The sequence below is a fragment of the Candidatus Zixiibacteriota bacterium genome (genome assembly GCA_034439475.1).
Classification (GTDB): domain Bacteria; phylum Zixibacteria; class MSB-5A5; order GN15; family FEB-12; genus JAWXAN01.
Map to the genome: position 1 here is coordinate 33,856 of JAWXAN010000042.1, position 12,581 is coordinate 46,436.

Consider the following 12,581-nt stretch of genomic DNA (forward strand, 5'->3'; position numbering starts at 1 on the left):
GAAAAAATGGGATTGGCTGTTAAGTTTTATTTTACTCAGCCGATACCTGAGATAGCCATAAAGGATAAATAGAATACAAAGAATTAAAAAATGCCCGAAGACCGTGCAATAACAAAGATGGAGTCGTTCTTGAAAACGTTTCGAATGCCCGCCACACTACTCGTTGTGGGTATCTTTTGCGCGTTAGCATCTGTGCCTACAGAGGCCGCTGTCAGCGGCAAGATTTCCGGTGTCGTTGAGGATGCAAAATCGAACCAACCGCTGGTCGGAGCATCAGTCAAGATTGCCGGGACCAACTTAGTAATGGAAACCGATGAAGATGGAGAGTATTTCTTTCTCAATGTCCCAATCGGCAAATACGATGTCGTTGTTTCTTATGTGGGATTTGCATCGTTTACCAAAAAAGAAGTCCGAGTTCTTGTCGATCTCACTACGCCGGTTGATTTCACGCTCTTCGGTGTTGCAGTCGATTTAAATAGAGAGATGATCGTTTATGCCTCCGAGCCGATTATTCAGCGAGACTTGACTTCATCCCGAGTAATCTACACCGCTGATCGACTGAAAAATCTTCCTAATATAGTGACCATTCAATCAGTGCTATCGAACTACTCAGGAGTCGTCGTAGATCGCAATAATGATCTCCACATCCGTGGCGGCCGCACCGGTCAGATAAATTATTATTTTGACGGCTTTTCTGTTCAGGACCCATTTATCTCAGACATCGGAATACGAGTTATTCCGGCAACTCTGGAAGAGTTATCGCTCACCAGCGGAGGTTTCGGAGCGGAATATGGCGATGCCCAGTCCGGTATCGTCAATGCAGTAACCCGCGAAGGGGCTTCGATATATAAGGGAAGTCTCCGCGCATACGAAGGCGCAACCCATCCCTATGATGTAACGACCGCCAAATGGGGAGGCCTGCATAGAATAGGAAACCGCTCGACCAGCTTTGATCTGTCGGGACCGATTCCAGGCATGGATAATCACCGTTACACCTTCTTTAGCGCCGGAGAATACCTCCGTGATGTCGGTTATCTTCCCCATGAATGGAATATTGGATATACCGGAACCCTCAAACTTGCAATGCAGCCCACAAGTCGCACCAAAATTAGAGGACATCTGACCTATTCAACATCAGATGGCGGCGTCTATACCCACCGCGATGTCAATGGCGCTTCGTTTGATTTTAATCTCGATGGTTTGCCGCTCTTTGAAAAACGTGGATACCTCGCCGGCCTATCTAGCAACTTCTTCATCAACTCGGCGACAATCTGGTCGCTCAGCGCGAGCCTCTTCTCGACCCGAACATTGACATCCCCAGGACATCTCTTGGGTCAACATTGGAGCCTATGGCCCGGCTACTCAGAGAATGCCAACGGCTTGTATAATGGAACGTTGCATGATCGCAATTATATCAATCAATTAAACTTCACCGATCCACAGGAAGCCGTCGGGTTCGCCAACGGAGATCGCTTTGACCCCACCTATAGTTTCCGCCAAGCCAACTATAATGCGCTGAACACAAGTTTAGTCCGTCAAATTTCAACCACTAACCAGGTTAAGACAGGTCTTGATTATCGCAGATATAATGTCACCAGGGACTTCAGACAGTTTTACAATGCCAAACCATACGCCGAGATGTATACATCCAGACCAGTTTACGCGTCATGGTTTCTCGAGGACAAACTCGAATACGCCGATTTTGTAATGAATCTGGGCTTACGGTATGATTATCATAACACCGATATTTCCTACAATATCACACCGGGTAGTACGCCCACGTATAAGAAAGCCAGCCCGAAATCGGATATTTCGCCCCGTCTCGGCGTGTCATTCCCAATCTCAGATAAATCGGTAATGCATTTCAATTACGGCCTCTATTATCAGATGCCGCAATACAGGCATCTCTACTTCAACCTCGAAGGCGACCTTACAGGAGGCTTGCCGCTTCTTGGCAACCCGGACCTGAAACCGGAGCGGACAACTTCATACGAACTTGGATTGAACCATATCCTTGCTCCCGGCCTGAAAGTCGATCTCGCCGCCTACTACAAGGATATCACAGATTTAGTGACAACACGAACCGTCTATAAGGGGGCGGGGGGCGCAGGAACAAAAAGTACCGGATTTCTCAATTCAGACTATGGAACCGTAACCGGTCTTGATATATCCTTGGAGCGCCTACCCGGCAATAGTCACTTTAGCGGATCCATCTCGTATGGATATATGAACGCCAAAGGAAGCGGTTCGAATGCTCTTGATCCGTACTATTCCTTCCTGACATCCAGCACAGACACCCTTCCGCCTCTGACAGAATACGCGCTTGACTTTGACCAGCGTCACACGCTCTCGGTCTTCGGAGATTATAGAGTGCCGGCTAACTGGGATGCCAGCTTATTCGGTTTGAAACTGCCCGGGGCCTGGGGAATCAATATGATTGGCCGCTATGGCTCAGGACAGCCCTACACCAAAACAGACAGCCGAGGCGAGCGTTTGGGAGAACGGAATGAAGGTCGGATGCCCGCGGTCATTAATGTCGACATGCGCTTCAATAAGGACTTTGCTTTTGGATATGCGAGCGACGTGTTGACCTTCTTTATCGAAGTCGACAACCTCTTCAACCGTAAAAATGTCATCAATGTCTATACACGTTCGGGACTTGCCACCGACGACAATATCGCCCCCGGCAGTTCCGTTTCACTCTCTGAAGAAGACGTTGATAGCGCTAATAAACTGTATGACCATGATCCGCAGAACTTCTCTGCCCCGCGCACAATTCGCTCGGGTTTCCAATGGAGTTTCTAATGTCCAGACAAATGATAGCTCAAATTATGAAAAATATGGTACGTATCTCACTGGTGTGCGTTGCTTTTGCGGCGCTGTCTTATCCGGTTGCTGCCAAACCTCCGTATGCCCCGAACTCAGGCATCATACCCAATGGACCGGAGCGGACACCTGCCCCGGGCACTATCGATCAAATTATTCACAACATGGGAAACATCGTCACCACGATCGATAACTGGGGTTATGTCGGTGGATACGAATATTCGAATCTCCCGTCAGGCGAATGGCCGCGCAATTCGGGTAATAGCTATATCGGCGAACTATTTTACTGGATGGGAGCCATCACAGCCAATGGCGATACCGTAGTGGCAGATGCCTATGAAGACTTTCAGGCCATTCCTTCGATAATAGCGGGAAACAATGCAAATAAGATTCTTCTGTCGACCGACACCACCCGCTATTACGATTATGACCCCACAGATACAGTTGGCTTGGGCAGAAATAATCCGGCTCGCGGCTGGAGACTCTGGAATGATTCAACCGGATGGGATTATTCCAAGAACTACAATCCCATTACAAGCACTATTGAACCCGGCGGTCCGACTGCGCTGCAGGTCTCTCACTACCGTTTCAACGATGCCGCAACCGGGAGTTCTATTCTGGGACTCGAAATGACCCACACAGTACTTCAGTGGAATTATTGTTACAATGAAGACTTCGTGTTTGTCATATTGGAGATAACGAACACATCGGCCACAAATTATGCCGATTTTGTTTTTGGATTGTATGCCGATATCGATGTCGGCGGGCCGGATGGAAGCGGCGAAAACGGACGGCTCGAGGATCTGGTCGGCTTCGATTCTACAGAGAATCTAGCCTGGACATACGACCGCATCGGTAAAGACCCGGGTTGGGGTCCCACTGTTCGCACTGGTTTCATGGGCACAAAATACCTCGAAACGCCCGATAATATCGGTATGACGTCGTTCCGCAACGAGGACTGGGCGTTGATTCCGCGGGATGATCCCGGACGCTACGCCTTTATCAACTCGACACAGTTTGATTCGCCACAGCCACCGACCGATCAGTTATATATTCAGTGTACCCGCGGCATCCAACTCGATGCCGGCAAAACGGTTCGTGTCGTGTACGCCCTCATAGCCGGAGAGGACGAGGAGGATCTTAGAGACAATGCCGATCTCGCCCAACAACTCTATGACAACTATTTTGTCGGGCCCCAGCCCCCTAATACACCGAAACTCACCGCCAATGCCAGCGACCGCAAAGTATATCTTAGTTGGACTGACACATCCGAAGTCGGCATAGACCCGCTCAGTGGAGAAAACGATTTCTCAGGTTACAAGCTCTACCGAAGCGAAGATCGCGGCGAGACCTGGGGCGAGAAAATTTATGTGACCAATAACAGTTGTCTCGATCTCGACTATAAAACCCTTGCCACATTTGAGGTAAATTCCCCGGGTGATCCAATACAACGAAGTTTCATAGATACTGCGCTTAACAATGGGGTTGAGTACTGGTATTGTCTGGCCTCATGCGATACCGGAGCCTCTGCGATAGGCGTCGACAAGCTGCAGTCCGGTTTTGGTGTTGCCGGCCAGGTATCAAACGTTATCGCAGTAACCCCAAGAAACAACCCTGCTGGTTTTTACGAAGCCGCAGGCACCGTTAGCCATCTGTACACCGGCACCGACGAACCGTCAGTTGGCTCTGTTTTACCTATCGTCTTTGACCGCGATGTCCTTCAGGGAAGCGACTATCGCGTTGTATTCCAGGATACAGAACAAAAGACTAATTGGCATCTCATCAATGAGACGACAGGTGATACCGTTCTTGCTAACCAAGATCGAACCTCGGGCGATCCGGGATTATATGACGTCGCTGAAGGCCTTCGTGTTGTGGTGACAAATGGAGATCACGAGCCCAGAAGCTATGGACAGACCACAATCGGCGGAGGGGGCAACAATCTGGTCGTCGAAACATTTTATGGAATAGCCATTCAAGCCTTGACCGGAGATCCTAACGATGTTTGGGGTGACGCGCCATTCCGTGCCACGTACGAATTTCGCTACACCGGCGATTCCACAATTGCGCCATCATTGCTTCATTATTGGTCTCCCGCCGGCAATTATACCGTGCCGTTTGAAATCTGGAACGTCACAACAAACCAGAGAGTCTCGTGCGCCGTCTACGATTTCGACGATGACGGGGTCTGGAACACCTTTGACCTGATCGCGGTCGTCGATTATCCGTATAGTCCAACCGGTGACCTGACCGCTGATGCCTTCCCTTATTATTATTCATGGTTGTTAGGCTTCGATGAAAACGCCTACAGTCCGTCCACTGGCGATATCTTCACCATTGAAGGGGCGCCGCTAAATGGTCCCGACGACGTCTTCGTTTTCCGGGCCGACGGAGTAAGTGCAGCGGCAGCGGCAGCCTCCCTCAAAGACATCAAAGTCGTGCCCAATCCCTACTATGTGCACTATGCGCCTGTCGAATTCCGCGAAGGGGAGAGCATTTTGGAATTCCAGAAATTGCCGAATGTCTGCACGGTTCGAATCTATACACTTGCAGGAGATCTGGTACAGACTATCGAAAACACGGGCGGCGATGGCGTTGCGCGGTGGAATCTACAATCGAGCGACAGCAGACAAGTCGCTTCTGGAACATATATTTATCATGTCGAATCACCCTACGGAACAAAAATCGGACGCTTCGCCGTCATAAAATAGAGGAGATGTTAAGGTGAAGCTGGCAAAATATTCGTTTATTGTACTGGCGGTTTTTACTGCCGTAAACGTATCCGCTCAACAACAAACCAAAGTTGGATCCGCGGGTGCGCAATTTCTTAAGATCGGTGTCGGTTCGCGCTATCAGGCGATGGGCGAAGCCGCAGTTGCACAGGCAAATGATATTTATGCCCTGTATTGGAACCCAGCCGGGCTGGCTTCGCTCGAAAACGGCGCTGTCAGTTTCACAAATGTAAACTGGGTCGCAGACCTCGATCTTAACTATGTCGCGATCGCAAAGAATTTCGAGGATGCGGGCGTTTTTGGAGTGTCAGCGATGGTACTTTCCGGGGCGGATCAGGAAATTACAACCTTCGAAGCCCAAACCGGCACCGGACAGATGTACTCCACGACCTCGTACGCTGTCGGGCTTACTTTCGCCCGGCAGTTGACCGCTAAGTTTGCCTTCGGAGCGACCGCCAAATATGTAGGGGAGAAAATCCATCTGGTGCGCTCAAGCGGCATTGCCTTTGATTTTGGGACAATGCTCTATACCGGATTCAAAACGCTCAGAATGGGCATGAGCATCACCAACATGGGACCTCAACTTCAGTTCAGCGGACCCACCCTAACCGTTCCGGTTGGGAACGTCGATGCCTCGCTCAAGACGACCCCGTACAGCCTTCCTCTGGCTTTCAAAGTCGGCCTGGCTTATGATATCGTTCTGGGTTCAAAAGCGATGGCATCCGTGTCGGCGGAACTGAAGCATCCCGATGATAACCTTCAGCAGGGCGCAGTCGGTACTGAGATAGGATTTGATGATAAATTCTTCCTTCGCGCCGGATACAAAATAAATTATGAGGAAGAGGCGCTTTCCCTCGGAGGCGGTCTTATCACCAAAGTTACTACTGATACAAAGCTGGCAATTGATTATTCGTGGCAGGATTTTGGCCGGTTGGAATCGGCGCAAAAATTCTCGATTGGCTTCATTTTTTAGCCAGGAAAAGCAACGCAAAAAGCCCCGCTCTCGGGGCTTTTTTTTGGTTTGGTATAGACAATAGGGGTAAAATGCAGTATTATTTGCTCAGTGACACCTACAATATACAGCCAAGACAAAGGCAAAAGGGTAATGAAGATTTTCAGAGTAGCTCGTTTAACCATAGGGAGCATACTCGTTGCTGTGCTTGTAACTTCTTCCGCCACTGCCCAGGACCACAACGGCGCAGGTATACTCAATGATTATTTTGATCTCGTCATCAGCGAAAATTATGAATCAGCAGTGCAACTATGGACTGAGGCCTGTCAGGAACGATCGAGTCGTTTTGACATAGAATATACCACCTCTCCATTTAAGATTGATTGCAATTCTATCATAGTTCGGAACAGCGATGCTGTGCGCTACTACCTTTCGACCCCGACTCGTCGTTTCGATGAGCTTGAAAAGGGGAAATATTTTCGTTTCGAGTATGTCGTTCCTGTCAACGGCCGTGACATAACCACCTATTACTTCACCAAAAAAGACAGGGGTTTGTTCTGGATTATATATCCTCAGGATTATTACGCCAAAGACTGGGAAATTCACGAGTCCAAATATTTCCGCATTCACGCCCATCCGCAGGTAGCCATCTACCTTAATCCTGTTGTTTTGGAAGAGGCCGACTATTTTGTCGATCGAATAGCCGACTCGCTTAAATTCACCACCGAAGAAAAGGCGCTAATCGCAGAGAAAAAGATAGAATTCTTCTATTGTAACGATGACTCAACAGTCCATGAGATAACCGGTGTCCAGACAAAAGGAGTCACCGATCTCCCTTCAAATGATATTATCTCATCAACTTTCCCGCACCATCATGAAGCCGTTCATTTACTTGTGAATATTAAATTGAAGCGTCTGCCCCTAATGACGCTTCCGTTTATTCGTGAGGGAATTGCGGTTAACTTTGGCGGACGATGGGGAAAGATGTCCAGTTCGCTCATGGACCTCGGGATTTTTCTTTACCAGGAAGACCTTGTAGAAATTGATTCAATTCTGACTCTGGAAGGCTTCGACATGTCAACCGGAGCCGATATAGCCTATCCTGTAGCCGGGATATTCACCTCCTATCTTCTAGAACGGCTCGGATTGGTCAAGTATCTTGACCTGTATATGATTCTTTCCGGAGAACAGAATGGCTTAGATTCTTTGAGCATCTCGGCTATACAGGAGAAATTTACAACCGCCCTTGGCATGCCTGACTGGGTTGCACTTATGGCCGACTTTGAGAAATTCTCAGATGTTCTTAAACAGAAGCAACTTTTTGCTTCACCCGGACGGCTTAATAAAGGCAAAACAATCGTGAAAGACTCCGGCTGGCAGGTATCGCAGGACAAGGAATGGCTCGGATTTGAATATGTCGGCATAGCTGGCGAGACCCTCAAGGGAAGTTTCCTGTTTGCAAGTGACAGCCGCCTCAAAAACGAGGCCTCCAATCTCTACGAACAGCAATTCGGAAGCGTCTCTGATTATGCCGGGTATCGTTTTGTCGTTCGAGTTGACCAGAATGAAGCCGGACTATACGATCTTGGATCGAATCAGCTTGTGGCCAAGTATATCTGGGGCATAACTCCTTCCAACGAATATTTTGTGGCAGACCAAAACCGCATATCAATCAAATTCAAGAAAGTACTCGTTGGGAAATTAATTCCCACACCCCAAGACTTCAAAACGCTTCCCCAATAGCCTATCCTGCCTCGAGTTTCTTGCCATCAGGCAAGCGTTCGAGAATCAGCAATTATCTATTTCATCTTTTTTGTACCTCTCAAGCATCTCCGAAAAGCTTCGATAATAGGAGAACAAGTCGCTTCATTATCAGTTGCTCATTGGTGTTTGCCCGTGAATGACCGTGGGAGTTTATAAAGAGAGTGTCTGTAACAGATTTTGATCTTGTAGTTATCGGCTCCGGCCCGGCCGGGGAGAAAGCCGCAATTGAGGCATCGAAGATGCGCAAATCTACAGCCATCATCGAGAGCCAGAGCGTGCAGGGAGGCGTGTGTCTGCATACTGGAACTATCCCGTCGAAAACTCTGCGTGAGACAGTCATGTATGTCGCAGGACTTCGTCAGCGCTCTGTCTATGGACTTGTGGGTGGCGTCCGCTCGGATGTCAGCATCAAGGAACTGATGTACCGCAAAGACCAAGTTATACAACAGGAGCTCGATGTTATTCAGCAGAACATGTCCCGCCATCGAATTGAGGTAGTACATGGAGTGGGCGTGATAACCGACCCGCATACCGTCATTGTGTCTGACAGCGACGCCACAAATCGTATAATTCGGGCCGAGGCCATAATAATTTCAACCGGCACACGGTCGCATAGGCTTGAAGGAGTCTGTTTTGATAATCAATACATCTATGATGCGGAGACAATCCTTGGGCTTGATGTAATCCCGCGGACAATGACCATTGTCGGCGGGGGGGTCATCGGGTGCGAGTATGCCTCAATATTCTCGCATCTGGGAATAAAAGTGACCATAGTCGATCAGCGCAAAAGACTTCTCTCGTTTCTTGACAATGAAATCTCCGAAGCTCTAACCTATCTCATGCGCAAATACGGCGTCACATTGGTAATGGGAGAATCTATCTCCGAAATAAAAGTCGAAGACGATCATGTTGTCACGCTCACCAAAACAGGCCGCCGGATCGTATCCGAACGACTGCTCTATGCCGCCGGCCGCCGAGGCAACACGGATAATCTTGGCCTTGAATCGGTTGGCCTTGAAGCGGACGAAAGAGGCATCATAAAAGTAGATGAAAAATATCGGACAAATGTCCCGAGTATTTATGCCGTCGGCGATGTCATAGGTTTTCCTTCGCTGGCGTCGGTGTCGATGGATCAAGGCCGACTTGCGGCCATTCACTGTTTTAAGCAGGAGAACATTTCTTGCCTCAATACGCTCATGCCCTACGGAATCTACACCATCCCCGCAGTCAGCATGGTCGGAGAAACCGAGGAAGGGCTTGCCGCCGCTGGACAGGATTATGAGATCGGCGTCGCGCGTTATTATGAATTGGCTCGTGGGCAGATAATCAATGACCATGATGGCCTGCTCAAGCTTATCTTTGACCGTAATTCCAAGCGAATCCTGGGAGTGCACATAATCGGGGATGGCGCAACAGAGCTGGTCCATATTGGCCAGGCCGTGATGACTCATGGCGGGACGCTGGATTATTTTATCGACACCGTTTTCAATTATCCGACTCTGGCTGAAGCGTATAAAGTCGCCGCGCTTGACGGTTTCTCGCGTCTGCAATAAACAGACGGTTCTTTTTTAGCTTGGAAATGTCTGCCTGGATTCTTGTACCACACTCCCGACATTTGTCGGGACGGTGTGATCTTAATGTCCCCCTGTGCGTCAACTCTCCGAACCTACTGTTTCAGCTCGATCACGATCCGATTGAGCCGCTGCGAAATAACTTTTGCATCAGGATGATCAGGCGCGATCTCCAAAAAGCGCCTAAAATGTGCCGCGGCTTCCTCAAGTCTGCCATCGCGCTCTGCCAATTCTCCTTTGACATAATATGGCATAGGCTGTAGCGAATCGGCGGCTATTACCTCGTTTGCAAGTGAATTTGCATCGTCGAACTTTTCCTTCTGAAGATAGATGCTCATCAAATCAGAGCGAAGTATGGCATCGGTCGGATATACTTTAAGCATATCATGAATCAACCGCTCGGCTTCGTTGAATTTACCTGTCGTCATGTAATAGCCATAGTCATTGGTCAGGAAATCCTTGCGGTTTGGCTCAAGCAACAAACAGGTATCCATTTGCGCTCGTGCTGCGGCAAACTTGCCAATTTTCATCTGAGTTACCGCGGCCAACGCTCTTGGCTCTGTCCAATACGGGAGCCGGGCTATGAGGAAGTACAGTTCCACGAGGGCGTCATTGTACTGACCATGAGCAATGAGGTCATTGCATCCGCGGAAGGTCAGAAAATCCGGTGAGACAATCGGTAGTTCATTCTGCCAGCGGTTTGCCTTTTCAAAATCATCGCGATAAAAATAGGCGTCTCTAAACGCAAGCGAGCCGACTCTGAACCAAACCAGATTAGCTTTGAGATATTCGGTGACCGGTTTTTCAGCTTGGTCGATTCTTAGCAGGGACGGCAGAAATGCAAGCGGAAGCATGAGCGAAGCAGTTGCCGCCAGTGGCAGGAGAGGTCTTCCACGATATTTCACCTCTTCGTCCTGAGAAAATACAAGCGTTGTCAAAATCGAAAGGGGGACCAGAAAAGCCGCCACACGCGGCAAATCCAAGACGACGGAGTTGACGGGATTTACAATTAAGAGCAGAGTCAAGCCGCCAATTGCCATGAAAAAAGACCCCACAGTGACAGTTCGCATTTGACGAGAAGGCGCTTTTAGACGGTCGATTATGGCAAGAGGAAGAAGAAGCGGCGCGAGTAAAAATAGAAGCTGGGCAAGGTCGCGGATCCTTCTCGCATCAACAATCCCATAATCCGTATTTGGTGGTGTTCCTTCTTGAAAAAGCAGAAACTGTGAGAGATAGAAAGAGTCACCCGCAATCCGATAGACCGCAAACAACAATATCGGAATACTAATCCCAGCAACAAGAACAGCCGCAATCGGCTTTTGATTCTGTTTCAGTGGCGCCGAAAGGGACACATAAAGCGCCGCAGGCAGTAAATATAATAGGCTGATATGCATAAAAGCGCCTAAGCCAACTATCAGCCACAACAACAGAAGGCGTTTCGACGAAAATTTTTGAGATAATCTCAATGACACAAATGCAAACCAAAATGAAAGTGAAAAGAGAATCGTCTCAATTCCCATGAAGCCAAAAAGAATGGCTGCGCCCGCGCCGGAGAGAAGTGTTGCCATCAATAGCGCGCGTCGCGCAGGATTGGTCGTAAGCGCTCTCACGAGCGCTAACCCCCCGATGATGCCCGCGATAATATTTACGAACGAAAAAACTTTCCATGCCCATACCCCGGCTGTTGTGTCTTCAGAAATAAACAGCTTGTGAAATTGAAACAGAGCCGATACCAGAGCAACCGAACCGAACTCATACCAATTGAGTAAAAGTTGTTTCGTCTGGGCAATTTGCGCCACACGCAGGTTGCCGCCACCATACAGAAAGGAATCATATCCTGCAAAAACTATGACAGCAAAAAGCAGAACCATCCATGCTGTTATGCGTCTCGGGCAGGTAAATAAAAAGGCGAGCGCTCTTTCAGAATGGAAAAGCAGACCAACGCCAATAATTGCGACCGGCCAGAAAATCTTATACCATGCAGGGAGATAACTAAAAAAATTGAACGCCCAGGATTCAGGGAAGAGAGTCTTTCCCATGAACTGGAGAAAGACATAGCTCAGAATTATAGCTGCAAGTAAATAATAGAGCGTGTGATTGACACCATTGTGGTCATGAGTCATGATGAGACGGGCCGCTTAAAACTCTTGTCTTCCTTCCAATGCCCGTGAAAGAGTCATGGCATCGGCAAATTCAAGATCGGAACCGACCGGCAAACCTCGGGCAATCCGGGTTACTTTTATTCCCAAAGGTTTTATCAAACGGGCAAGATAAGTCGCGGTCGCTTCACCTTCGACATTTGGATTAGTCGCGACAATGACTTCGTTGACCTCGCCCGCAAGCCGCTCAAGCAGAGCGCGGATACGGAGATCATCTGGGCCGATACCATCAAGTGGGGAGAGGCGTCCGCCGAGAATGTGATACAGTCCGTTAAAGCCTTCGGCCTTATCGAGCGCAGTGGCGTCCATGGCCTCTTCTACCACACAAATCAGATCTCTGCGCCGTTTGGGGTCGCTACAAATGCGGCATGGTTCAGTCTCAGTGATGTTAAAGCAAATCGAACAGACGGAGACCTTGTCCTTTACTTCGCGGACTAAATTCGCCAATTCAAGGGCTTGTTCTGTAGGCATTTTGAGAATATGAAAGGCAAGCCGGGTTGCCGATTTTCTGCCGACACCCGGAAGCCGGGCGAGCCAATTAACCAATCGCTCTACGGAACCTGCAGAATTAAACATT

At 48.9% G+C, this 12,581-nt stretch carries 7 protein-coding genes; 5 read left to right on the plus strand and 2 right to left on the minus strand.

Features of this window, described 5'->3' with window-relative positions; translation table 11 throughout:
* Window positions 1-129 precede the first annotated feature (129 nt).
* The 5 genes from SGI97_05850 to sthA all read left to right on the plus strand — a co-directional run bounded on the left by SGI97_05850 (window position 130) and on the right by sthA (window position 9,827).
* On the plus strand, window positions 130-2,805 hold the full coding sequence (locus tag SGI97_05850; GenBank protein MDZ4723409.1) for a TonB-dependent receptor: 2,676 nt from the start codon (window positions 130-132) through the stop codon (window positions 2,803-2,805).
* Window positions 2,805-5,537 (plus strand): hypothetical protein, encoded by a 2,733-nt coding sequence (locus SGI97_05855; protein ID MDZ4723410.1) that lies wholly within the window; start codon window positions 2,805-2,807, stop codon window positions 5,535-5,537. Before SGI97_05850 ends, SGI97_05855 begins: the two co-directional genes overlap by 1 nt.
* Window positions 5,538-5,550: 13 nt before the next feature.
* The gene (locus SGI97_05860) at window positions 5,551-6,531 is read left to right on the plus strand and encodes a PorV/PorQ family protein (GenBank protein ID MDZ4723411.1); all 981 of its coding nucleotides are present in this window, start codon (window positions 5,551-5,553) and stop codon (window positions 6,529-6,531) included.
* Between the two features lie 132 nt (window positions 6,532-6,663).
* Window positions 6,664-8,253 (plus strand): hypothetical protein, encoded by a 1,590-nt coding sequence (locus SGI97_05865; protein ID MDZ4723412.1) that lies wholly within the window; start codon window positions 6,664-6,666, stop codon window positions 8,251-8,253.
* Between the two features lie 182 nt (window positions 8,254-8,435).
* Window positions 8,436-9,827, plus strand: a complete 1,392-nt coding sequence (gene sthA, locus SGI97_05870) for a Si-specific NAD(P)(+) transhydrogenase (protein ID MDZ4723413.1) — start codon at window positions 8,436-8,438, stop codon at window positions 9,825-9,827.
* 113 nt (window positions 9,828-9,940) lie between these two features.
* On the opposite strand, the gene SGI97_05875 is transcribed toward sthA, so the two are convergent.
* Together SGI97_05875 and recR are read right to left on the minus strand one after the other, a co-directional pair.
* Window positions 9,941-11,968, minus strand: a complete 2,028-nt coding sequence (locus SGI97_05875; GenBank protein MDZ4723414.1) for a tetratricopeptide repeat protein — start codon at window positions 11,966-11,968, stop codon at window positions 9,941-9,943.
* 15 nt (window positions 11,969-11,983) lie between these two features.
* The gene (gene recR, locus SGI97_05880) at window positions 11,984-12,580 is read right to left on the minus strand and encodes a recombination mediator RecR (GenBank protein MDZ4723415.1); all 597 of its coding nucleotides are present in this window, start codon (window positions 12,578-12,580) and stop codon (window positions 11,984-11,986) included.
* Between the last annotated feature and the right edge of the window lies 1 nt (window position 12,581).